The organism is Leisingera sp. ANG-DT (assembly GCF_000813785.1).
Lineage (GTDB): Bacteria > Pseudomonadota > Alphaproteobacteria > Rhodobacterales > Rhodobacteraceae > Leisingera.
This window is the reverse complement of the sequence record NZ_JWLE01000004.1, coordinates 12,620-33,354: the sequence shown is the minus strand read 5'-3', so window position 1 is coordinate 33,354 and position 20,735 is coordinate 12,620. Positions and strand designations below refer to the sequence as shown.

The 20,735-nt window shown below is 62.9% G+C and carries 26 protein-coding genes and 1 tRNA gene; 15 read left to right on the top strand and 12 right to left on the bottom strand.

All coding sequences use genetic code 11. From position 1 onward, the window contains the following. Positions 1-52: 52 nt before the first annotated feature. Together RA21_RS04605 and pncA are read right to left on the bottom strand one after the other, a co-directional pair. Complete coding sequence (locus RA21_RS04605; protein WP_039146838.1) at positions 53-2,314, bottom strand: ATP-binding protein; 2,262 nt, start codon at positions 2,312-2,314, stop codon at positions 53-55. A 69-nt stretch (positions 2,315-2,383) separates the two neighbouring features. Further along, positions 2,384-2,980 (bottom strand): bifunctional nicotinamidase/pyrazinamidase, encoded by a 597-nt coding sequence (pncA, locus tag RA21_RS04600; protein WP_039147048.1) that lies wholly within the window; start codon positions 2,978-2,980, stop codon positions 2,384-2,386. 177 nt (positions 2,981-3,157) lie between these two features. Between pncA and trhO the strand changes: the two genes are divergently transcribed. Next, positions 3,158-4,069, top strand: a complete 912-nt coding sequence (gene trhO / locus RA21_RS04595) for an oxygen-dependent tRNA uridine(34) hydroxylase TrhO (protein WP_019295053.1) — start codon at positions 3,158-3,160, stop codon at positions 4,067-4,069. A 126-nt stretch (positions 4,070-4,195) separates the two neighbouring features. On the opposite strand, the gene RA21_RS04590 is transcribed toward trhO, so the two are convergent. The 8 genes from RA21_RS04590 to RA21_RS04555 all read right to left on the bottom strand — a co-directional run bounded on the left by RA21_RS04590 (position 4,196) and on the right by RA21_RS04555 (position 9,455). Further along, positions 4,196-4,864: a cytochrome c3 family protein gene (locus RA21_RS04590; RefSeq protein ID WP_019295054.1), complete on the bottom strand. Its 669-nt coding sequence runs from the start codon at positions 4,862-4,864 to the stop codon at positions 4,196-4,198. After that, entirely contained in the window at positions 4,864-5,334 is a 471-nt protein-coding gene (locus RA21_RS04585; protein WP_019295055.1) for a nitrate reductase cytochrome c-type subunit, read from the bottom strand. Before RA21_RS04585 ends, RA21_RS04590 begins: the two co-directional genes overlap by 1 nt. 8 nt (positions 5,335-5,342) lie before the next feature. Beyond that, entirely contained in the window at positions 5,343-7,841 is a 2,499-nt protein-coding gene (napA, locus tag RA21_RS04580) for a nitrate reductase catalytic subunit NapA (RefSeq protein WP_039146835.1), read from the bottom strand. Beyond that, a complete protein-coding gene (locus RA21_RS04575) occupies positions 7,838-8,116 on the bottom strand; it encodes a chaperone NapD (protein WP_019295057.1) in 279 nt (92 codons plus the stop codon). Before RA21_RS04575 ends, napA begins: the two co-directional genes overlap by 4 nt. Continuing rightward, positions 8,113-8,628, bottom strand: a complete 516-nt coding sequence (gene napF / locus RA21_RS04570; RefSeq protein ID WP_039146831.1) for a ferredoxin-type protein NapF — start codon at positions 8,626-8,628, stop codon at positions 8,113-8,115. Before napF ends, RA21_RS04575 begins: the two co-directional genes overlap by 4 nt. Positions 8,629-8,640: 12 nt before the next feature. Next, the gene (gene napE, locus RA21_RS04565; protein WP_019295059.1) at positions 8,641-8,790 is read right to left on the bottom strand and encodes a periplasmic nitrate reductase, NapE protein; all 150 of its coding nucleotides are present in this window, start codon (positions 8,788-8,790) and stop codon (positions 8,641-8,643) included. 143 nt (positions 8,791-8,933) lie between these two features. Further along, positions 8,934-9,203: a hypothetical protein gene (locus RA21_RS04560; RefSeq protein WP_039146828.1), complete on the bottom strand. Its 270-nt coding sequence runs from the start codon at positions 9,201-9,203 to the stop codon at positions 8,934-8,936. A 177-nt stretch (positions 9,204-9,380) separates the two neighbouring features. Beyond that, positions 9,381-9,455, bottom strand: a tRNA-Thr gene (locus RA21_RS04555). An 85-nt stretch (positions 9,456-9,540) separates the two neighbouring features. Here RA21_RS04555 and RA21_RS22815 point away from each other — a divergent pair. From RA21_RS22815 to hisD, 5 genes are all read left to right on the top strand, one after another. Next, positions 9,541-9,696, top strand: coding sequence for a hypothetical protein (locus RA21_RS22815; RefSeq protein ID WP_019295060.1), 156 nt, complete (start codon positions 9,541-9,543; stop codon positions 9,694-9,696). Between the two features lie 6 nt (positions 9,697-9,702). Continuing rightward, entirely contained in the window at positions 9,703-10,974 is a 1,272-nt protein-coding gene (gene murA / locus RA21_RS04550; RefSeq protein WP_019295061.1) for a UDP-N-acetylglucosamine 1-carboxyvinyltransferase, read from the top strand. Continuing rightward, positions 10,971-11,447: a DUF2948 family protein gene (locus RA21_RS04545; RefSeq protein WP_039146827.1), complete on the top strand. Its 477-nt coding sequence runs from the start codon at positions 10,971-10,973 to the stop codon at positions 11,445-11,447. The genes murA and RA21_RS04545 overlap by 4 nt, the downstream gene beginning before the upstream one ends. Before the next feature lie 3 nt (positions 11,448-11,450). Further along, positions 11,451-11,963: a GNAT family N-acetyltransferase gene (locus tag RA21_RS04540; protein ID WP_052257595.1), complete on the top strand. Its 513-nt coding sequence runs from the start codon at positions 11,451-11,453 to the stop codon at positions 11,961-11,963. A gap of 123 nt (positions 11,964-12,086) precedes the next feature. After that, entirely contained in the window at positions 12,087-13,388 is a 1,302-nt protein-coding gene (gene hisD, locus RA21_RS04535; RefSeq protein ID WP_039147045.1) for a histidinol dehydrogenase, read from the top strand. A gap of 81 nt (positions 13,389-13,469) precedes the next feature. Here the strand turns inward: hisD and RA21_RS04530 are convergent, their stop codons facing one another. Further along, positions 13,470-14,228 (bottom strand): SDR family oxidoreductase, encoded by a 759-nt coding sequence (locus tag RA21_RS04530; protein WP_039146824.1) that lies wholly within the window; start codon positions 14,226-14,228, stop codon positions 13,470-13,472. Positions 14,229-14,388: 160 nt separating this feature from the next. Between RA21_RS04530 and RA21_RS04525 the strand changes: the two genes are divergently transcribed. The 4 genes from RA21_RS04525 to RA21_RS04510 are packed head-to-tail and all read left to right on the top strand — an operon-like array spanning position 14,389 to position 16,309. Next, on the top strand, positions 14,389-14,868 hold the full coding sequence (locus RA21_RS04525) for a UPF0262 family protein (protein WP_019295066.1): 480 nt from the start codon (positions 14,389-14,391) through the stop codon (positions 14,866-14,868). Positions 14,869-14,871: 3 nt separating this feature from the next. Further along, complete coding sequence (locus RA21_RS04520; RefSeq protein WP_019295067.1) at positions 14,872-15,330, top strand: arsenate-mycothiol transferase ArsC; 459 nt, start codon at positions 14,872-14,874, stop codon at positions 15,328-15,330. Beyond that, positions 15,327-15,725: a ketosteroid isomerase-related protein gene (locus RA21_RS04515; RefSeq protein ID WP_039146822.1), complete on the top strand. Its 399-nt coding sequence runs from the start codon at positions 15,327-15,329 to the stop codon at positions 15,723-15,725. The genes RA21_RS04520 and RA21_RS04515 overlap by 4 nt, the downstream gene beginning before the upstream one ends. Next, a complete protein-coding gene (locus RA21_RS04510) occupies positions 15,722-16,309 on the top strand; it encodes a GNAT family N-acetyltransferase (RefSeq protein WP_039146819.1) in 588 nt (195 codons plus the stop codon). The genes RA21_RS04515 and RA21_RS04510 overlap by 4 nt, the downstream gene beginning before the upstream one ends. A 39-nt stretch (positions 16,310-16,348) precedes the next feature. Here RA21_RS04510 and RA21_RS04505 read toward each other — a convergent pair whose 3' ends face one another. Further along, a complete protein-coding gene (locus RA21_RS04505; protein WP_039146816.1) occupies positions 16,349-17,269 on the bottom strand; it encodes a hypothetical protein in 921 nt (306 codons plus the stop codon). Positions 17,270-17,523: 254 nt separating this feature from the next. On the opposite strand from RA21_RS04505, the gene RA21_RS04500 reads away from it, so the two are divergent. The 5 genes from RA21_RS04500 (at position 17,524) to RA21_RS04480 (ending at position 20,681) form a co-directional block, all read left to right on the top strand. Beyond that, positions 17,524-18,402: a carbon-nitrogen hydrolase family protein gene (locus tag RA21_RS04500; RefSeq protein WP_039146813.1), complete on the top strand. Its 879-nt coding sequence runs from the start codon at positions 17,524-17,526 to the stop codon at positions 18,400-18,402. Between the two features lie 83 nt (positions 18,403-18,485). Continuing rightward, entirely contained in the window at positions 18,486-18,704 is a 219-nt protein-coding gene (gene infA / locus RA21_RS04495; protein WP_005978431.1) for a translation initiation factor IF-1, read from the top strand. Between the two features lie 176 nt (positions 18,705-18,880). After that, positions 18,881-19,462 carry a Maf family protein gene (locus RA21_RS04490; RefSeq protein ID WP_039146810.1) on the top strand — a complete coding sequence of 194 codons (582 nt, stop codon included), beginning with the start codon at positions 18,881-18,883 and terminating at the stop codon, positions 19,460-19,462. Continuing rightward, entirely contained in the window at positions 19,459-20,481 is a 1,023-nt protein-coding gene (locus RA21_RS04485) for a ribonuclease E/G (RefSeq protein ID WP_039146807.1), read from the top strand. Before RA21_RS04490 ends, RA21_RS04485 begins: the two co-directional genes overlap by 4 nt. Continuing rightward, positions 20,478-20,681, top strand: a complete 204-nt coding sequence (locus RA21_RS04480; RefSeq protein WP_019295074.1) for a DNA gyrase inhibitor YacG — start codon at positions 20,478-20,480, stop codon at positions 20,679-20,681. Before RA21_RS04485 ends, RA21_RS04480 begins: the two co-directional genes overlap by 4 nt. The last annotated feature ends 54 nt before the right edge of the window (positions 20,682-20,735 follow it).

Genomic DNA, 20,735 nt, shown 5'->3' with positions numbered 1-20,735 from the left:
GTGCATAAGGGTCACTGATTGATAGGACAGCCCGGCAGCCGGGGCAAGGCGGTCAGCCCGCGCGGCGTCTTTGCGCCTGCGGTGCCAGCCGGGCCAGCAGGTCCAGCAGCTTGGGCTTGCTGATTGGCTTGCTCATGAAGTCGTCCATACCCGCAGCCAGGCAGGCCTTGCGGTCGGAGTCGAAGGCGTTGGCGGTCAGCGCCACAATCAACGGCTGCGGCCGGGCCAGCGCGCGGATAGCGCGGGTGGCTTCCAGCCCGTCCATTTCCGGCATCGACATATCCATCAGGATGACATCCGGCACGAATTCCTCAAACTTTGCCACCGCCTCGCGGCCATTTTCGGCGAAGGTCAGCTCTACCGGCAATGCGTTCAGGAATTTTTCCACCAGCAGCCGGTTCACGGCGTTGTCTTCGGCCACCAGCACACGCAGCCCGTCCAGCGCCGCTGGGGCGCTTGGCGCTGCAGGTTCCGTCTGCGCGGCGCTTTCTGCCTGCGCGTCCTGCAGGTGCAGCCGAACTGCAAAGCAGGAGCCTGTGCCCAATTCTGAGGACACCGCAATGCCGCCGCCCATCGCCTCTGCCAGGCGGCGGGAGATCGCCAGCCCGAGACCGGTGCCGCCAAAGCGGCGGCTGATGGCGGCGTCTGCCTGCGAGAACCGTTCGAAGACTTCACCCAGCTTGTCCTCGGCGATCCCGATACCGGTGTCTGTCACCGTGAAGGTCAGCTCATACCCGCCGGCTGCAGGCGTGCCGCCCAGCGCAACCGCCACCCGACCCTGCTTGGTGAACTTGATGGCGTTGCCCGCGAGATTCATCAGGATCTGCCGGATTCGCCGGTCGTCGCCGTGCAGCTGTGCAGGCAGATCCTCCTGGATCTCCAGCGCCAGGTCCAGTCCCTTGGCGTCCGCCTGGGCCTGCAGCAGGCGGATGCAGGTTTCAAAACAGCTGCGGGGGTCGAAGTTCACCGGGCTGAGGGTGAGTTCCTCCGCGTCCATCTTGGAGAAGTCGAGCACATCATTGATCAGGGCCAGCAGCATGTCGGCGGAGCTGAGAATGGTATCGGCATAAAGCGCCTGTTCCTTGCTGAGGCCGCTGTCGCGCAGAAGCTGCGCCATGCCGATCACCCCGTTCATCGGGGTGCGGATTTCGTGGCTCATGGTGGCCAGGAAGTCCGATTTGGCGCGGGCGCCCTCCTCTGCCGCGATGCGGGCCTTTTCCAGCTGCCGGGCGTGTTCCTTGGCGGCGGTAATGTCGCGTTCGACGGCGATCAGGGTTTCCAGTTTGCCGTCGCTGTTCAGCATCGGCACCTGGCTGGTTTCAATCCAGACCTTGCGCCCGTCCTTGCGGCGGTTGCGGATTTCAACCCGGACCGGCTGGGCGTAGCGGATACTGTCCTGCAGCATCTTGATTGTCCCGGGATCGGTTTCACCGCTGTTCAGAAGATCGCCGGGCATTTGGCCCAGCGCCTCGTCAAAGGAATAGCCCGTGATGCGGGTGAAACTGTCATTGACCCAGGTGATCCGCCCCTCCCGGTCCATCAGCATCACGCTGTCATTGGCGTTTTCGGCGACCAGCGCCAGGCGCCGGGCCTCCATCCGCTGATCCTGCAAGCGGGCATTTGCCGCCTCCAGCTCCTGCTGCTGGGTGGCGGTGGCAAGATTGTACTGGCGGGTGTTTTCAAAGGTGCGGCGGCCGTAGGCGGCCAGCCAGAACATGAAGCCGGTCAAGGTCACGATACCAACAGCATGCAACTGCCATTCGGTAGTAAAGCCGCCGCCCTCCACCAAATCGACACCGAGCATCGCAGCAGGCACCGCACAAAAGAAAACCATCCAGACGACTGAGGCCGGGCGGTGGTACGGCAGGGTGATTGCGGCGTTCATCGCAATGCCGGCAAGGAAGGCAATGGTGAACAGAATGTCGAGATGGTGATCGGTATCGACGCCAGCCTCTACCCAGGGCCAGTACGGCAGCGTGGCGCAGATACTCATTCCCGCGCCATAAACCGCGGCGGACAGGGTCGTCAGCAGCCTTAGCTTGGATTCAGGGACGCCTTTGGCCGCCAGGGCTGCAAGGCGCCACAGGCAGAAACTATCTGCGATGTCACCAATCAGGGCTGCTGTGAACGCCAGGGCGGCAATCCTCATGTCGGTCGCCAGGCCGAGCAGCACGCAAATTCCGAAAACAAAGACCTGGCGCGGCCAGAAAGTTTTATAGCGCCCCTTGGCATAGCGCATCATCAGCTCAAACGAGCTGTACTTCCTTTCATAGCTGGCCAATGGGCCGTCAGCCGGCCCCTTCCCTATGTTCATCAGTCAGCCTTGCTGTCCGGACTCCCTGCCAGTGTTATGTGTAACTGGTTAATATTTGGAAACTTCAACTCAGGATTGCAATTTCACCCCTGCCTGCTCCATTTGCGCCAAGGCCGCCTTGAGAGAGCCATCCAGATCAATGGCGCGGCAGGCAGACAGCTGCACCGTCACGCCGAACCCCAGACGTGCCGCGTCCAGTGCGGTGAAGGCAACGCAGAAATCGGTGGCCAGCCCGGCCAGTGTCAGATCCGTGATACCGCGGCTGCGCAGGTATCCCTCCAGCCCGGTGGGCGTGGTCTGGTCGTTCTCGAAGAAACCGGAATAGCTGTCGATCACGGGCCTGAATCCCTTGCGGATAATCAGATCGCCATCGGTGCGCAGATCCTTATGAAAGGCCGCCCCCTCAGTGCCTTGCACGCAGTGATCCGGCCACAGAACCTGGGGGCCATAGGGCATCTCCGTGGTTTCGAACGGCGTTTTGCCAAGGTGCGAGGAGGCAAAAGAGGAATGCCCCGCCGGGTGCCAGTCCTGCGTGAGTATGACCGCATCGAAGCGGTCCATCATCGCGTTGATCGGGGCCACCACCTCATCGCCGCCGGGCACCGCCAGCGCGCCGCCGGGGCAGAAATCGTTTTGCACATCGACAACGATCAGGGCCTGGGTCATCGGCATCTCCTATGCTGGGCACACAATATCTAGCGGTGTGTGCGGGTCATGGGAACTGTTGCTGCACGATAGCGCGGACGCAAGGCAAAAACATGCATCCAAAGCCCTTGTTTTATTGGTGCCGCGGGGCGGGTTCTTTGACTTGAAAACCCTCGCGCATGGTTCTAAGGGCGGGGCATGTACACGATTGCTGCCCTCTATCACTTCACCCGTTTCCCCGATCCCGCCGCGATCCGGCCGGCGCTGCTGGACCTGTGCCAGGCGCAGGACGTCAAAGGCTCCTTGCTGCTGGCGCAGGAAGGGATCAATGGCACCATCGCAGGCCCGCGGGCAGGCATCGACGCGGTGCTGGCGCATATCAAGTCGCTGCCCGGCTGTGCGGGGCTGGAATGGAAAGAGGCAACTGCTGCCGAGCCGCCCTTTGGCAAGATGAAGGTGCGGCTGAAGAAAGAGATCGTCACGATGGGCCAGCCGGACGTCGATCCGCTGGCCTCTGTCGGGCATTACGTTGAGCCGGAAGAGTGGAACGACCTGATCCGGCAGGACGATGTGGTGCTGATCGACACCCGCAACGATTACGAGGTCGCGATCGGCACCTTCGAGGGTGCGATTGACCCCAAGACCGAGAGCTTCCGCGATTTCCCCGCCTGGTGGGAAGAGAACAAGGACCGCTTTCACAACAAGCGCGTTGCGATGTTCTGCACCGGCGGCATCCGTTGCGAGAAATCCACCAACTACCTGCTCGGCCAGGGGGTGGAGGATGTCTATCACCTGAAAGGCGGTATCCTGCGCTATCTGGAGGAAATGCCGGCGGACAACAGCACCTGGGAAGGTGAATGCTTTGTCTTCGACAACCGGGTGTCGGTCGGCCACGGGCTGGTCGAAGGCCCGCATGAGCTGTGCCACGGCTGCCGCCGCCCGATCCTGCCCGAGGACAAGGCGCGGCCCGAGTTCGAACAGGGTGTCAGCTGCCACCTGTGCATTGATCAGACCTCGGAAGAAGACAAAGTGCGGTTCCGCGAGCGGCAGAAGCAGATGCAGCTGGCCCGCGCGCGCGGCGAGGAGCACCTGGGCAGCATTCCGCTGTAGGTCCGCACAAGCCATTCAGCCGAACCAGATCGCAATCGATCCGGGAAAATTCGGCATATCAGGCACTAAAAAAGGCCGCTGCCCATCGGGACAGCGGCCTTTTCGTGTTTTGCGGCGCTGGCAGCGTCAGTCGCTGCTCAGGCCCAGGTAGCTGCGGGTGCTGGCCAGCAGGCCCTCGCCGTGCGCCGGGGCCAGCAGGCCTGCGTGGTCCTCGCCTTCGGCTGCGGCCATGTCGGGCAACTGGTGGGCGATACCCTTGTGGCAGTTGATGCAGGTCTTCTCGCCGGTGAACAGGAAACGCTCATGCGCGTCCGCTGCCCGCTTGGACTGACGGGTGATGTCCATCGACTCGTCCGAGTGGCAGTTGCGGCATTCCAAGCTGTCGTTTGCCTCAAGCCGCGCCCATTCGTGCTGCGCCAGTTCCAGCCGGTGCTCCAGGAATTTCTCCCGCGTGTTGATGGTGCCGAAGATCTTGCCCCAGACCTCCTTGGAGGCCTGCATCTTGCGGGCGATCTTGTTGGTCCAGTTGTGCGGCACGTGGCAGTCCGGGCAGGACGCGCGCACGCCGGAGCGGTTGGAATAGTGGATCGTCGGCTTCAACTCCTCGAACACGTTGTCGCGCATTTCGTGGCAGCTGGTGCAGAAGGCCTCTGTGTTGGTGACTTCAAGCGCGGTGTTGAACCCGCCCCAGAAGATGATCCCCATTACAAAGCCGCCCATGGTCAGGAAGCCGAGCGAAAAGTAGGCACTGGGCCGCCTGATGATCCACCAGAGCCGTTTCAGGAAAGCAATCATCAGTCCGCCCCGCCCTGCTGTGCCTTCACGTAGTCGATCACCTTGTCGACATCGACGAACTCATTCTCGACCAGCGGCCGGGCGTTGGTCTGCACCACGTGGCACTGGTTGCAGAAATAGCGCCGCGGGCTGACCGCGCCGAGGGTCTGGCCCTCGCGGTTCATGAAGTGGGTGACCGAGATCATCGGCGCCTGGCTGACCTCCACGGCGGTGCGGCTGTGGCAGGTCAGGCATTTGTTGGAGTTCAGATCGACCTGGTAGTTGTCGGTCTTGTGCGGGATCAGCGGCGGCTGATCCGGGTAGTTGCGCACCTGGCGGATGTCGGTGTTGACGATGCCGGGGATCTGGGTGGCTTCGCCCTCTTGGTCCAGCGGCGCGGTGTTGCGCAGCGTGGCGACCTGGTTCTGAGCGAAGGCTGCGGTGGCCAGAAAAACCGGAACAGCCAGGATGGCGAGACGGAGATGTTTCATGACGGGCCTCACACTGCTTCGATACGGATTGCGCATTTCTTGAAATCCGTCTGTTTCGAGATCGGATCGGTGGCGTCCAGCGTGACCTTGTTGATCAGCCGGCGGGCATCGAACCACGGCACAAAGACCAGACCCTTGGGCGGCTTGTTGCGGCCGCGGGTTTCCACCCGGGTGCGGATTTCACCGCGGCGCGAGATGATCCGCACCTCGGTGCCGCGCCGGAAGCCCTGCGCCTTGGCATCGTCCGGGTGCATGTAGCACAGCGCATCCGGGACGGCCTGGTACAGCTCCGGCACCCGCTGGGTCATGGAGCCAGAGTGCCAATGCTCCAGCACCCGGCCAGTGGCCAGCCACATCGGGTATTCGTCATCCGGGCTTTCCGCCGGCGGCTCGTAGGGCAGCGCAAAGATCACCGCCTTGCCGTCGGGCTTGCCGTAGAAATCATAGTCCGATCCGGGTTTTGCGTAGGGGTCGGAGCCTTCCTTGAAGCGCCAGCGGGTTTCCTTGCCGTCCACCACGGGCCAGCGCAGGCCGCGCACCTCGTGGTAGGTGTCGAACGGGGCCAGGTCATGCGCCTTGCCGCGGCCGAACTCCGCGTATTCCTCGAACAGACCCTTCTGGATGTAGAAGCCGAAGTCCTCAGATTCGTGGTTGCCGTATTCCTTGGCCTTCTCGGACAGCTCGAACTGGTCGACCTTGCCATTGGCAAACAGCACCTCGAACAGGGTCTTGCCCTTGTATTCGGGGTTGGCGTCGAGAATTTCCGCCGGCCAGACCTCATCGGTGGTGAAGCGTTTGGAGAATTCCGCCAGTTGCCACAGGTCGGACTTGGATTCACCCGGCGCGTTCACCAGCTGATACCAGAACTGGGTGCGGCGCTCGGCGTTGCCATAGGCGCCTTCCTTCTCCACCCACATGGCGGCGGGCAGGATCAGGTCTGCAGCTTCAGCCGTCACCGTCGGATAGGCATCCGAGACCACGATGAAGTTGTCGGGGTTACGGTAGCCCGGCAGCCCTTCCTCCATCATGTTGGGAGCGGCCTGCATGTTGTTGTTCACCTGAACCCAGTAGCAGTTGATCTTGCCGTCCTTCAGGTCGCGGTTCTGTTTCACCGCGTGGGAGCCAACCCAGCCCGGAACGGTGCCTTCGGGCAGTTTCCAGATCTTTTCGGCATAGGCGCGGTGTTCCGGGTTCTTGACCACCATGTCCGCGGGCAGGCGGTGGGCAAAGGTGCCGACCTCGCGCGCGGTGCCGCAAGCCGACGGCTGGCCGGTCAGCGAGAACGGCGAGTTGCCGGGAGTGGAGATCTTACCGGTCAGCAGGTGGATGTTGTAGATCATGTTGTTGACCCAGACACCGCGGGTGTGCTGGTTCACGCCCATGGTCCAGAGCGACATCACCTTAGTATCCGGATCGGCATAGAGCTTGGCGATCTTCTCCAGGGTTTCTGCCGGAACACCGGACATTTCCGACGCTTTTTCAAGCGTGTACTCGGAGACGAACTCGGCAAATTCCTCAAACGTCATATCCGAGGCGCCGCCGGCCTTGTCCGCGTTCTCGGCCATCTGCTCCAGCGGGTGCTCCGGGCGCAGGCCATAGCCGATGTCCTGGTTGCCGCGCTTGAAGTTGACGTGCTTGGCGACGAAGTCCTCGTTCACCGCGCCGTTCTGGATGATGTAGTTGGCGATGTAGTTCAGCATCACCAGGTCGGTGTGCGGGGTGAACACCGCCGGGATATCCGCCAGGTCGAAGCTGCGGTGGGTGAAGGTCGACAGCACCGCCACCTTGACGTGCGGATGGCTGAAGCGGCGGTCGGTGATGCGGGTCCACAGGATTGGGTGCATCTCCGCCATGTTCGAGCCCCACAGCACGAATGCGTCGGCGTTCTCGAAATCGTCATAGCAGCCCATCGGCTCGTCGATGCCGAAGGTGCGCATGAAGCCGCCCACGGCCGAGGCCATACAGTGGCGCGCGTTCGGGTCGATGTTGTTGGAGCGGAAGCCCGCCTTCATCAGCTTGGAGGCGGCATAGCCCTCCCAGACGGTCCACTGGCCGGAACCGAACATGCCGATGCCCTCCGGGCCTTTCTCGGCCAGGGTCTTCTTCCACTTCTCAGCCATGATGTCGAAGGCTTCATCCCAGGAAACCGGGGTGAATTCGCCGTTCTTGTCATATTCGCCGTTGGTTTTGCGCAAAAGCGGCGTGGTCAGGCGGTCGGCGCCATACATGATCTTCGAGAGGAAGTAGCCCTTGACGCAGTTCAGGCCGCGGTTGACCTCTGCCTGGGTGTCGCCGTGGGTGGCGACCACGCGGCCGGCCTTGGTGGCCACCATGATCGAGCAGCCGGTGCCGCAGAAGCGGCAGGCCGCCTTCGACCATTTCAGCTCAGTCACGTTTGCGTCGGTAACAAGGTTCTGCGCTGCCGCGGGAACCGGCAGGCCGGCAGCAAGCGCCGCTGCGGCGGCGGCCTGCGCCTTGATGGCGTCACGGCGGGTAAGTCCGGTCATTGGGGGACTCCTTCTTCAATGGCGAGGTCCTGCGCATCGCAGGTTTGATGGAAGACAAGCGCCGCGCTGGCGACGCCGTCGAGAAGCTGAATTTTGGCGAGTGCATCGCCGATGGCCCGGTCGCTGTCGGCCTCGAACAGGACCACAATCTTGCCCGAGGGATCGGTTTGCGAAATTTCGGCGCGGGGCATGGATTTGATGTCGGCCAGAACGGCCTCCATCCGCGCCGGGTCGCTGCGCACCAGCAGGCTGGAGATATGGATTTCTTCTGTCACGCGGACTTCCTTTGCTGGCGGGGATCGGTGATCGCGATGGCGCTGTTCGGGCAAGTGGACAGGCAGGCGCCGCAACCGGTGCAGGCGCCGGCGTCCACCTGAATGGCGCCGACCGGGCGGACCGACAGGTCCATCCGCAAGGCGCGCGGGTCGCAGATATCGGTGCACAGCTGGCAGGCGATGCCGGCGGCGTTCAGACAGCTGCCGGTGATCTCTACCGTGACCGGCCAGGCCGCCGGCTGCTCCAGATCGAACACAGGTTCGGGGCAGGCTTCGGCGCAAGCCGCGCAGAAGGTGCATTCGCCGCCGCGGAAATTGATCCGCGGGCGGTTGCGGCTGTCGAACTCGATAATGTTCTCCGGGCAGCTTTCCACGCAGGCATTGCAGCTGGTGCAATGGGCCTGCACCCGGGCCTCATCCGTCCAGGGCGGGCGGAATTCCGGGTCCGGGCGGGCCACTCTTCCGGTCAGGAAGGCGCGGCGCGAGGGGGCGGTGCTGGCATGTGCTGGCATTGGCCTGGGCCCTTAACCTGTGGGTGGTCCCAGGAAGATCTGCGAGATCCAGATCATCAGGCCGTATCCGCCGACGATTCCCACTGCCAGAACCGGCGCCAGGACCACGGCAAGGAACAGAAAGGTGTTCCTCTCTTCGGCTTTGGTTGGCTGTTCGGACATATGAGTCCTCCTTGGCTGTTGTTTTCACACAATCGGACTGCGGCATGACCGCAGCCTGCTGTGCAAGCGGTGGCGGGCTGATCCGGATGTGACTGACGGCTGTCTAACAGTGATGTCAGATCCACCTTTTCAGCCGGCCGGCTTCAGCTCTGCCAGCGCCACCATGCAAATGTGCTGTTGCGGCCACCTTGATCTGAATCATTTCGCAGGCTGCTGATTTGAAAAAGATAAATATTCAAAAAGGTGAAACTGAATTGCGGCGGTGTGGACAGGCCGGGGCTGACCGGCCTGTACTCGATTCGGCGGCCATTGCAGCCTATGCCGGCATGGCACCGCACAAAAACCGGTGCTGCCGCGATGGATACGCCCTTGCTGTCGGATGATTTGCGGCGCCAGTAACGGTCAGCGCGCACCTGTGCCGCGCCGCCGGGTCCGCGCCATCGATTCGTCAGGCGCGTATGCGGGTCTGTTTTTGCAAATGCCGCCTGAAGAACCCTCCGCGCCCTCGAAATGGCAGAAATCAGCCCATGAACACAGGACCGTGCACTGCACCCAATGATGCGAAATTTCTTAGCAATTTCAGTGATTAATGGTGCTGCTGGAGAGAATTGAACTCTCGACCTCTCCCTTACCAAGGGAGTGCTCTACCTCTGAGCTACAGCAGCGCCGGTGAGGGGGCTTTTAGGCATAAACGCGGGGGGGTGCAAGACCATTCTGGACGGTTTTTTCGCACTAAGTTACAGAAGTCTTATGGCAGAGAAGAAATCACCTAAAAACGACGGTTCCGCAGCATCGCGCGAAGACCGGCTGAAGGCGGCGCTGAAGGCTAACATGGCCCGGCGCAAGGCACAGGCCAAGGCGCGGGCAGACAAGCAGGACCAGGACACGGGCAAGAGCGGAGAATAACGTCAGATGGATTCGATTCTGGTAACGGGCAACGGCCCGCTGAACGGGCAGATCCCGATTGCCGGCGCCAAGAACGCCTGCCTCACCCTGATGCCGGCCACGCTGCTGAGCGAGGAGCCGCTGACGCTGACCAACGCGCCACGGCTCAGCGACATCAAAACCATGACGCTGCTGCTGCAATCGCTGGGCGCCGAAGTGTCGAGCCTGCAGGATGGCCAGGTGCTGGCAATGTCGAGCCACGACCTGACCAGCCATGTCGCCGACTATGACATCGTCCGCAAGATGCGCGCGTCTAACCTGGTGCTGGGTCCGATGCTGGCCCGGCTGGGCCAGGCTGTTGTGTCACTGCCCGGCGGCTGCGCCATCGGTGCACGCCCGATGGATCTGCACATTCACGGGCTGGAAGCGCTGGGTGCCGAAATTGAGCTGAAGGACGGCTATCTGCACGCCAAGGCACCCAAGGGCTTGAAAGGCGCGGTGGTGGAGCTGAGCTTTGCCTCCGTCGGAGCGACCGAGAACATCATGATGGCGGCGACACTTGCCAAGGGCACCACCGTCATCAAAAACGCCGCGCGCGAGCCGGAAATCGTCGATCTGGCCGATTGCCTGCGCAAGATGGGTGCGCAGATTGAGGGCGACGGCTCCCCCGACATCACCATCCAGGGCGTCGACCGGCTGCATGGCGCCACCCACCAGGTGGTGACCGACCGGATCGAACTGGGTACCTATATGCTGGCCCCCGCGATCTGCGGCGGCGAGGTGGAGCTGCTGGGCGGCCGCCGCAGCCTGCTGGACAGCTTCTGCACCAAGCTGGAAGCAGCCGGCATCGAGATCACCGAAGGCAAGAACAGCCTAACCGTCAGCCGCAAGAACGACCGGGTGCGCGCTGTGGATGTGGTGACCGAACCCTTCCCTGGCTTCCCCACCGACCTGCAGGCGCAGATGATGGCGCTGATGTGCACCGCCGAAGGCACCGCGGTTCTGGAGGAGAAGATTTTTGAAAACCGATTCATGCACGCGCCAGAACTGGTGCGCATGGGCGCCCAGATCGAAGTCCACGGCGGCCATGCCACGGTGACCGGTGTCGAGAAACTGAAGGGCGCACCGGTGATGGCCACCGATCTGCGCGCCTCTGTTTCGCTGATCCTGGCCGGCATGGCGGCAGAAGGCGAAACCAAGGTCAGCCGGGTCTACCACCTGGACCGCGGCTATGAGCATGTGGTGCGCAAGCTGTCCGGTGTCGGTGCAAAAATCGAGCGGATCAAGGAGCAGTCATGACAGATGCCAGCTTCGAGGATGGCCGCGAGGCGCCGCTGAATCTGGGCGCGCTGGAGGAGGAGGACCTCAAGGTGCTGTCCTCGCTGCTGCAGGACGCGGTGTTTCCGGTGACTGAAATGAGCTGGCGCGCGTCTGAGCGCCGCTTTGCCCTGCTGGTCAACCGGTTTCGCTGGGAAGACCGCGACGCGGCAGAGCGCCGGGGCCGGACTTATGAACGGGTGCAGTCCTTGCTGGTCGTGGACAATGTGCTGGGGGTGTCCTCGCAAGGGGTCGACCGCAAGGACAAGGACCTGATCCTGTCGCTGCTCTCTGTCACCTTTGAGCCGGGCGAAGACGGCGCGGGCCATGTGCTGCTGACCCTTGCAGGCGATGGTGCGGTGCGCCTGTCGGTGGAGGCGCTGGAGGTCTCCCTGCGCGATGTCACACGGCCCTACCAGGCCCCTTCCGGCCAGGCGCCGGACCACGGCGCCTGAACCGTGCAGAACAAGCGCGGCATTTCCCAGGCCTTCGCCGCCCCGGCGGCACCGCTGGAGATCCGCCGCGCGACGGTTTTTGACGTCTTTGCCATGAGCCGGGTTCTTATCGCCTCGATCCGCGATATGTGCCAGGCCGACCACTGCGGTGATGCCACCCGGATCGCGGAGTGGACTGCAAACAAGACGCCGGAGGAGATCCGCGGCTGGGTTGGCGGACCGGGGCGTTACTGGCTGGCCGAACATGGCGGAGAGGCCGCCGCCGTAGGCGGGCTCTCTCCGGGCGGTGCCATCTCCCTGCTGTATGTTGCCCCAGCCGCGGCCGGCAGGGGTAATGGCGCCGCGATGCTGGCTCATTTGGAAACAGAACTGCTGCGGGATGGCCATACCGAGGGCCGCCTTGATGCCACCCGGACAGCGCTGGACTTCTACCGCAAACACGGCTGGGAGACCTCGGAGGAGACCGGCGGATGCTGCGGTACCCCCTGCATTCCGATGCGCAAAGCCCTGGACTAAGGTCTCAGCGCCTTTGGCTGGGCATACCCAGTCCTTTTGCCTTGCGTCCAATTGCACCGGCTTCACGCATAAATCTTGAGGCTCTGCCCCCATGCCGCTATGCGGGGGCCAAAGGAGATCCCGATGCCGCAGTTTCTGAACACCGCCGATGCCGGTTTTGAACAGTCCTTCACCGCGCTTTTGGGTGCCAAACGCGAGGACAGCCCGGATGTGGATGCCATCGTGGCCGGGATCATTGCAGATGTACGTGCCCGCGGCGATGCGGCGCTGGTGGAGCTGACGGCGAAATTCGACCGGCTGGAACTGGACGCATCGCAACTGCGTTTCACCGAAGCCGAGGTGGATGCAGCGATCGCTGATGTTCCGGCAGAGGAGCGCAGCGCGCTGGAGCTGGCGGCAGAGCGCATCCGTGCCTATCACGCGCGCCAGATGCCGGAAAATGCACAGTGGACGGACGAGAGCGGCGCAACGCTGGGCTGGCGCTGGTCGGCGGTCTCCGCCGCCGGGCTTTATGTGCCGGGCGGGCTGGCCTCCTACCCCTCCTCGGTTCTGATGAACGCGATCCCGGCCAAGGTTGCAGGTGTGGACCGGCTGGCCATCACGGTGCCGACCCCGGACGGGCAAGTGAACCCGCTGGTACTGCTGGCGGCGCGGCTGGCGGGTGTGGATGAGATCTACCGCGTCGGCGGCGCGCAGGCGGTGGCGGCGCTGGCCTATGGCACCGAGAGCATCGCGCCGGTGGACAAGATCACCGGCCCCGGCAACGCCTTTGTCGCCGCGGCCAAGCGGCGGGTGTTCGGCAAGGTCGGCATCGACATGATTGCAGGCCCATCGGAGATCCTGGTGATTGCGGACAAGGACAACAACCCGGACTGGATCGCCCTGGACCTGATGAGCCAGGCCGAACACGACGAAAGCGCCCAGTCGATCCTGATCACCGATGACGAAGGCTTTGGCCGTGCGGTAGCTGAGGCCGTGGACAAGCGCCTGGAAACGCTGGAGCGCCGCGCCATTGCCGGCGCCTCCTGGCGCGATTTCGGCGCGGTGATCACGGTGAGGGACCTGGATGAGGCGGCAGCGCTGTCGAACCGCATTGCGCCGGAGCACCTGGAGCTGTGTGTCGCCGATCCGGTAGCCTTGAGCGAAAAAACAGTGCACGCCGGCGCCATCTTTCTCGGCCAGTACACCCCCGAAGCAATTGGCGATTATGTTGGCGGACCGAACCACGTGCTGCCGACAGCACGCTCTGCCCGGTTCTCTTCCGGCCTGTCAGTGATGGATTTCCTCAAGCGCACGACGCTGAGCCAGATGACCCCGGAATCGCTGCGCGCCATCGGCCCTGCAGCCGAGGTGCTGGCGAAAAGCGAAAGCCTGGAAGCGCACGGGCTGTCAGTAACTGCACGTCTGGCTGCGCTGAACGGGTAACGCAGAAAGGGGCGCTGCCCCTCTGCGCGTGCCGCGCATTCACCCCGGGATATTTGGGGCCAGAAAGAAGCGGCTGGCAGATCAATAATGCGCAGTGTATCCGCCGTCCACGGCCAGTACCTGCCCGGTGATGTAAGACGCGGCGGGCGAGGCCAGAAACAGGATGGCAGGCGCCAGTTCCTCCGGCTCACCCCAGCGGCCCAGCGCAGTGGCGTTTTTCAGCTTCTCTGCAATCGCAGGGTCTGCAGCAGCAGCCATATTGGGTGCGGTCTTGAAGAATCCCGGGGCAATTGCGTTCACGGTAATTCCCTGAGCACCAAGCTCTGCCGCCAGCGCCTTGGTCATGCCGTTGATGCCGGCCTTGGCGGTGGTATAGGCGGCATCGCCGGATTGCGCGATGAGGCCGGCAATCGACGAGATGTTGATGATGCGGCCCCAGCCCTTGGGCGCCATCTGCGCCGCCGCCATCTGGGACAGGCGGAAGGGCGAGACCAGGTCGACCTCCCACAGCGATTGCAGATCGGCACGGGTGAATTCGGGCAGGCTGCGCCGGTCGCGCTGGCCGACGTTGTTGACCAGGATGTCCAGCCCGCCCTCCTGTGCAATCCCGGCCATCGCCTTGGTCGCGGCGCTTTCGTCGGCGATATCCAGCACCAGCGGGCGGGCGGTGCCGGGCAGCCGGGCGCGCGCGGCATCCACCCGCGCCCTGCTGCGGCCATTGATCCAGACCTCGGCTCCGGCCTCTGCCAGAAGGCGGGCCGCGGCGAAGCCGAGACCGTCAGTGGAGCCGGTCACCAGCGCACGTCGGCCATGAAGGGAAAACTGTTCGAGGGCTGTCATTTCTCTGTCTCCTGCTGGCGGCAGGCTGGTTGCGGAGGCGTTGCCTGTCAAGCACTGCCGCAAACGGGCAGGCGTTTGACGCCCGCTGCTGCATTGCCCCGGGCAAAGCGGTGCGATACTCATGGCCGGACGCCCCTGCGCATATCAGAGACAAAGACCCATGAGCCGCATCAGCCATATCGAACTGGACGACCGCAACCTGCCGCCCCCGACGCCCGAGATCGAGCAGGAGCGCAAGGTGGCGATCTATGACCTGATCGAGGACAACAGCTTTGCCCTGCCGCAGCGGGAAGACCGCGATATTCCGGCCGGCCCCTACCATCTGGGGCTGGCGATCCGCGACAAGCGGCTGGTCTTTGACATCAACACCGAAGCCGGGGAGAAGGCCGCAGAGTTTCACCTGTCGCTGTCGCCCTTCCGGCAGGTGGTCAAGGACTACTACCAGATCTGTGAGAGCTATTTCACTGCGGTAAAGACAATGCCCCCCAGCCAGATCGAAACCATCGACATGGCGCGGCGCGGCATTCACAACGAAGGCAGCCGGGTTCTGCAGGAAAGGCTGGAGGGCAAGGCCGAGGTCGACACCGACACCGCCCGCCGCCTGTTCACCCTGATCTGCGTCCTGCACTTCGGAGGCTGACGCGTGGAGGAGCTGCCGCAGTCCGTTCTGTTCTGTTGCGACCACAATTCGGTCCGCTCTCCGATGGCGGAGGGCATCATGAAGAAATTCTATGGCACCGGCACCTATGTGCAGTCCGCCGGCGTCAAGAACGACATGGAGATCGACGGCTTCTCGATCGCGGTCTGCCAGGAGATCGACGTCGAACTGTCGCGGCACCGGTCGCGCTCATTCGACGAGATGGAGCGCTGGGGCGATGACTTGTCGTCCTTTGACCTGGTGGTGGCGCTGTCGCCCGCCAGCCAGCGCCGGGCGCTGGAGCTTACCCGTTTTTTTCACCTCGATGTCGAATATTGGCCGATTATGGACCCTACCGGGCTCGGCGAGACACGGCAGGCCAAGCTAGATATCTACCGTCAAACACGGGATCAAATCATCCAGCACCTGAAAAACCGCTGGGGTGAACCGACGGAGAGAACATGACCGATACCATCGCGCGCTATTTCGCGGCCTTCAATGCCGGCGACACGGACACCATGCTGGACTGCCTGGATGAGCAGATTGCCCATCATGTGAACGAAGGCAAAATCCGGGTGGGCAAGGAGAAGTTCGCGGAGTTCTGCGCCCATATGGACCGCTGCTACAAGGAAGAGCTGACCGATATGGTGATCTTTTCCGCAGAGGGCGGCAGCCGCGCCGCAGCGGAGTTCATCGTCAACGGCACCTATCTGGTGACTGACGAGGGCCTGCCGGAGGCCAAGGGCCAGACCTACCGCCTGCCTGCGGGCTCGTTCTTTGAGCTGAAGGACGGCAAGATTTCCCGCGTCACCACCTATTACAACCTGGCGGACTGGATAGCCCAGGTCTCAGCCGGATGACCATCCGGGTTGAAGCCATGACCGGCGCGGCGCTGGAGGCCGCGCTGGACGATGTGGCGCACCTGCGGATCACGGTGTTCCGCGCCTGGCCGTATCTATACGACGGGGATCTGGCCTATGAGCGGGAGTATCTGCAAAGCTACCGCGACAGCGCCCGCGCCGTGGTGGTCGGGGCCTTTGACGGGGATACCCTGGTGGGGGCCTCCACTGGCGCACCGCTGGCGGATCATGCAGATGATTTTGCGGCCGCGTTTGAAGGCGCCGGAATTGACCTGAACGACGTCTTCTACTGCGCCGAATCCGTGCTGCTGCCGGAATACCGCGGGCATGGCGTCGGTCATGGGTTCTTTGACGCGCGCGAGGCACATGCCCGGAAGCACGGGTTCAAGAAAACCGCCTTTTGCGGCGTGCAGCGTCCGGCGGATCATCCGTTGCGGCCTTCGGATTACGCGCCGCTGGATCCCTTCTGGCGCAAGCGCGGGTATGCGCCTCTGGAGGGTGCCATTGCGTATTTTTCCTGGAAGGATGTGGATCAAACCGGGGAAACCAGCAAGCCGCTGCAGTTCTGGATCCGGGATCTGTAACGGAGACAGGCGCCCCGACGGGCGCCTGACTGATTTGGCTCAGACGCCTTCTGGCCGCGCCGCCTGCACTTCTTCCAGCGCGATCTTCTGCTGGGTGGCATAAAGCTTCACGGAATCGCGGGCATCATCAAATGTGCGCTTGGCTGCTGTCACCGCCCTGCCGGCCGCAACATATTCCTTCTTGCTGTAATCTTCCTGTTTGAACTGCTTGTAGTTCTCAGCCAGTTCCTTGAACAGTTTGGGCAAAGCGCCTTTCACGTTCTTGGCGTGGGCATCGATCCTGTAGGCCTTGGTCAGGTCGCGAATGCCCTTGTCGGCCTGGGCTTCGATCTTGGAGCGATCCGCGCCCTCCTTGTGATAGGCGGACTTCCAAGCCTTCTTGATTGCTTCCAGCTTGTTCAGCGCAGCATTCACATCCTTGGAAATGTCCAGGCAGGCGGCTTCGATCTTCTTGCCACGCACCTCGGCTGCCTTGATCTCCTTGATGATCAGCTTGCGGGTTTCTTCGTGCTCTTTCTTGAGCTTGGCCAGATGCTTGTCGGTTTCCTCGTTGGCCTTCTCGGCCTTCAGCTGCTGCGCCATTTGCTTCTGCTTGATCTTGTCCGCATTGCGGGCAAGATCCGCCGCCGCGTCTTCGCGTTTTTCGATCTGCTTGGCATAGGCCAGGCACAGTTCCCGGCTGTGGGACTGCAGCTTGCCGCACTTGCCGCGCGCCTTGAGCATCGCGTTGGCCAGCATGCTGAAGGCCTGAACGATCTCGGCCATGTTATCCAGATCCGCCTTGGCCGGGTCGCCTGAGGCTGGCACTCCCAGTTTTTCCAGCAGGTCCATGTATTTACCGACGCCGCTGCCCTTGCAGGCGCCGGCACGGTATTCGCGCCAGAATTTGGTGCGGAAACCTTTTTTCGGGATGTCGGCAATAACGCCTTTCAGGTTCTTGTCATCAAGCTTGGTCGCCAAGGGAGTGGTCCTTCTTTCAATAAATCAAATGATCCGCTGCACGAGAGAATGGCCAAAATGCCGGGCAGCACCAAGATGGAACGCAGCACGCGGCTGTTTCCGTTGCAAAAATGTGCATTCTGTTTGAGTTTTTCCGGCGTGCCCGGCATCAGATGAAACCAGGGTGCCGCATAGCCTTGCGCAGGGCCGCAATGCCGGGCAATCCTTCGGAAGGACCGCACCGGGATGCGGCCACTGACTGCCGGAGAGACCGCATGAAAATCGCCACCGCCGCCTATCCGCTCGACTGGCTCGAAAGCTGGGCCCAGTACGAAGACAAGCTGGCCGCCTGGGTGGCGGAGGCCGCCGGCAATGGCGCCCAGCTGCTGGTGTTTCCCGAATACGGCGCGATGGAGCTGTCGACGCTGGATGGCGCTGCGGTTGCAGGTGATCTGGAGCAGTCGATTCATTCCGTATCGGAGAAACTGGAAGATGCCGCTGCACTGCATCTGAAACTGGCCGCCGAGCACGGCGTGCATATCCTCGGCGCCTCTGCCCCGGTGAACAGCGGATTGGACCGGCCGGTGAACCGGGCCGAACTGTACACACCCGCGGGCAAGCGGGACCATCAGGACAAGCAGATCATGACCAGGTTCGAGCGCGAGGAATGGGGCATCACGGGCGGCGGGCCGCTCAAGATCTTTGACACGTCCCTGGGGAGAATCGGCGTGCTGATCTGTTATGACAGCGAGTTCCCATTGCTGGGCCGCGCGCTGGCGGAGACGGAAGTGATTCTGGTCCCCTCCTGCACCGAGGCGCTGGCCGGCTATTGGCGGGTGCGCATCGGCGCGATGTCGCGGGCGCTGGAAAACCAGTGCGTGACCGCCATGGCCTCTATTACCGGGGCCAATGAATGGTCGGAAGCGGTGGACATGAACACCGGCACAGGCGGCATTTTCGGCCCGCCGGACAAGGGCTTCCCCGGCACCGGTGTTCTGGCCGAAGGCACCCTGAACCAGCCGGGCTGGACCTATGGAGAAGCGGACCTGGAGGCAATCGCCCATGTAAGGGCAGATGGCGGCGTGCTGAACCGGCTGCACTGGGAGGAGCAAGTGCCGCGGGTGAAATCGGTCACAAAGGCCGCACTTTGCTGATTGAGCCCTTGAAATATTGGAAAAATGACCCCATTTAAGCGCACGTCCCGCAGTTTGCGGGTTAACCCAATGATGGAGACAACATGGCCAAGGAAGATACGCTCGAATTTCCCGGTGTCGTGAAGGAACTCCTGCCTAACGCGACGTTTCGGGTCGAGCTTGAGAACGGCCATGAAATCATCGCACATACGGCAGGCAAGATGCGCAAGAACCGCATCCGTGTTCTGGCTGGCGACAAGGTCCAGGTGGAAATGACCCCCTATGACCTGACCAAGGGCCGGATCAACTACCGCTTCAAGTAAGCGTTTGATCTGGAAGAAATATCAAGGCCCGGCATTCTGCCGGGCTTTTGTTTTTGGCGGCCTGACGGCCGCAGCTTCCGGCAGGGATATTTTGGGCAAGAGGAAAAGACCCGGCCCGCTTTCCTGATGGCGGATTTCGCCTTATGACAGGCGCGAAGAGTTAAGAGGGCCACGGCATGGCATTTATCCTGGGATCGGGCAGCCCGCGGCGGCTGCAATTGCTGGCGCAACTGGGTGTGCATCCGGACGAGGTGTGCCCGCCGGAAATCGATGAGACCCCCCGAAAAGGCGAACTGCCGCGCGACTATTGCGCGCGCGTCACACGGGAAAAGACCGAAGCCGTTCCAGCCGGCCCTGATGACGTCGTTCTCTGCGCAGACACCACCGTGGCGCTTGGCCGCCGCATCCTGGGCAAGCCGCGCGATGCAGGCGAAGCCGCAGAATTCCTGCTGGCACTTTCCGGCCGCCGCCACCGCGTGATTACCGCCGTTGCGGTGCGCCGCGGGGACCGGGTATGGGAGAAAGACGTGGTCAGCCAGGTGAAGATGAAAAACCTCTCTGACGAGGAACTGAACGCCTATCTCGCCACCGGCGATTGGGAGGGCAAGGCAGGCGCCTATGCCATCCAGGGCCCTGCCGGCGCCTTCATTCCCTGGATCAGCGGCTCCTTCACCGGCATTGTCGGTCTGCCGCTCTCTGAAACCGCAAACCTGCTGCGCGCCTCCGGCCTGCCGCTCTATCAGGAGGCCGCCGCATGAAGGGCCGCACTATCATCCTCGACCACATCCAGGACCGCGAAGCCGCAGCCCTTATGGTGGACGGCAAGCTGGAAGACATCCTGGTCGAAAGCGACGCCCCTGCCCCCGGCACCATCTACCGCGCCCGCGCCGACCGGCCGGTCAAGGGCCAAGGCGGCATGTTCCTGACCACGCCGGACGGCCCGGCCTTCCTGCGCCAGGTCAAGGGGCTGGCACCGGGCCAAATGATCCTGGTGCAGATCTCCGGCTATGCCGAGCCTGGCAAGGCCATTCCGGTGACCCAGAAGCTGCTGTTCAAGAGCCGCTACGCCATTGTCACGCCGGAGGCGCCGGGGCTGAACATCTCGCGCAGCATCCGCGACGAGGATGAACGCGACCGGCTGCTGGAGATTGCCCATGAGGAAATGGACGCCTCTGATTACGGCCTGATCCTGCGCTCTGCCTGCGCCGGGGCAGACAGTGAAGAGATCGCCGAAGACGTTGCCGCCATGGCGGCCATGGCGGCGCAAGTGATGCAGGATGAAGGGACCGATCCTGAGGTTCTGGCCCAAGGCGACACTCCGCACCTGCTGGCCTGGCGGGACTGGGTAGAACCTGCGGATATTGAGCGCGAGCCGGGCGGGTTTGAGCGCCTCGGCGTGCTGGACGCACTGGACACGGCTCAAGGCATCCGCGAGCCGCTGCCAGGGGGTGCTTTCCTGTTCATCGAGCCGACCCGCGCCCTGGTCGCGGTGGATGTGAACACCGGTTCGGACACCTCTCTTGCGGCAGGCATCAAGGCCAATATGGCGGCCGCCAAGGCCCTGCCCCGCGCCCTGCGGGTGCGCGGCCTGGGTGGACAGATCGTGCTGGACCTGGCCCCGATGCCGAAAAAGGACCGCCGCGGGTTTGAAACCGCGCTGCGGGCCGCTTTCCGGGCGGCTTCCGAGGAAACCGTACTGGCAGGCTGGACCAACCTCGGCCACTACGAATTGCAGCGCAAGCGCGGCCGAATTGCCCTGAGCGAGGTGCTGAAATGAGCTGTCCGGTCTGCGGCGGGGAATCGCAAAAGAGCTACCGCCCATTCTGCTCCAAGCGCTGTGCCGATATCGACCTCGGAAAATGGCTGACCGGCGCCTACTCAGTGCCCAGCCAGGACCCGGAAGACATTGAAAACGCTTTGGAAGAAGCGGAACGCGCGCAAGCATCCAAAGAAAAACCGCAGCAGACGCGCCATTAGCGATTTTCTTTGAAAAACCCTCTGGACACCGCCGCGCCCACGGCATAGAAGGCC

Bases quoted from the DNA above. Each gene is read 5' to 3' on its own strand.
- RA21_RS04490 (WP_039146810.1), top strand. From the start codon at position 18,881: ATGGCATTTATCCTGGGATCGGGCAGCCCGCGGCGGCTGCAATTGCTG.
- RA21_RS04515 (WP_039146822.1), top strand. From the start codon at position 15,327: ATGACCGATACCATCGCGCGCTATTTCGCGGCCTTCAATGCCGGCGAC.
- RA21_RS04525 (WP_019295066.1), top strand. From the start codon at position 14,389: ATGAGCCGCATCAGCCATATCGAACTGGACGACCGCAACCTGCCGCCC.
- murA (WP_019295061.1), top strand. From the start codon at position 9,703: ATGGATTCGATTCTGGTAACGGGCAACGGCCCGCTGAACGGGCAGATC.
- RA21_RS04545 (WP_039146827.1), top strand. From the start codon at position 10,971: ATGACAGATGCCAGCTTCGAGGATGGCCGCGAGGCGCCGCTGAATCTG.
- RA21_RS04510 (WP_039146819.1), top strand. From the start codon at position 15,722: ATGACCATCCGGGTTGAAGCCATGACCGGCGCGGCGCTGGAGGCCGCG.
- RA21_RS04485 (WP_039146807.1), top strand. From the start codon at position 19,459: ATGAAGGGCCGCACTATCATCCTCGACCACATCCAGGACCGCGAAGCC.
- infA (WP_005978431.1), top strand. From the start codon at position 18,486: ATGGCCAAGGAAGATACGCTCGAATTTCCCGGTGTCGTGAAGGAACTC.
- trhO (WP_019295053.1), top strand. From the start codon at position 3,158: ATGTACACGATTGCTGCCCTCTATCACTTCACCCGTTTCCCCGATCCC.
- RA21_RS04605 (WP_039146838.1), bottom strand. From the start codon at position 2,314: ATGAACATAGGGAAGGGGCCGGCTGACGGCCCATTGGCCAGCTATGAA.
- RA21_RS04500 (WP_039146813.1), top strand. From the start codon at position 17,524: ATGAAAATCGCCACCGCCGCCTATCCGCTCGACTGGCTCGAAAGCTGG.
- RA21_RS04480 (WP_019295074.1), top strand. From the start codon at position 20,478: ATGAGCTGTCCGGTCTGCGGCGGGGAATCGCAAAAGAGCTACCGCCCA.
- RA21_RS22815 (WP_019295060.1), top strand. From the start codon at position 9,541: ATGGCAGAGAAGAAATCACCTAAAAACGACGGTTCCGCAGCATCGCGC.
- napF (WP_039146831.1), bottom strand. From the start codon at position 8,628: ATGCCAGCACATGCCAGCACCGCCCCCTCGCGCCGCGCCTTCCTGACC.
- RA21_RS04530 (WP_039146824.1), bottom strand. From the start codon at position 14,228: ATGACAGCCCTCGAACAGTTTTCCCTTCATGGCCGACGTGCGCTGGTG.
- napE (WP_019295059.1), bottom strand. From the start codon at position 8,790: ATGTCCGAACAGCCAACCAAAGCCGAAGAGAGGAACACCTTTCTGTTC.
- RA21_RS04585 (WP_019295055.1), bottom strand. From the start codon at position 5,334: ATGAAACATCTCCGTCTCGCCATCCTGGCTGTTCCGGTTTTTCTGGCC.
- RA21_RS04590 (WP_019295054.1), bottom strand. From the start codon at position 4,864: ATGATTGCTTTCCTGAAACGGCTCTGGTGGATCATCAGGCGGCCCAGT.
- hisD (WP_039147045.1), top strand. From the start codon at position 12,087: ATGCCGCAGTTTCTGAACACCGCCGATGCCGGTTTTGAACAGTCCTTC.
- napA (WP_039146835.1), bottom strand. From the start codon at position 7,841: ATGACCGGACTTACCCGCCGTGACGCCATCAAGGCGCAGGCCGCCGCC.
- pncA (WP_039147048.1), bottom strand. From the start codon at position 2,980: ATGACCCAGGCCCTGATCGTTGTCGATGTGCAAAACGATTTCTGCCCC.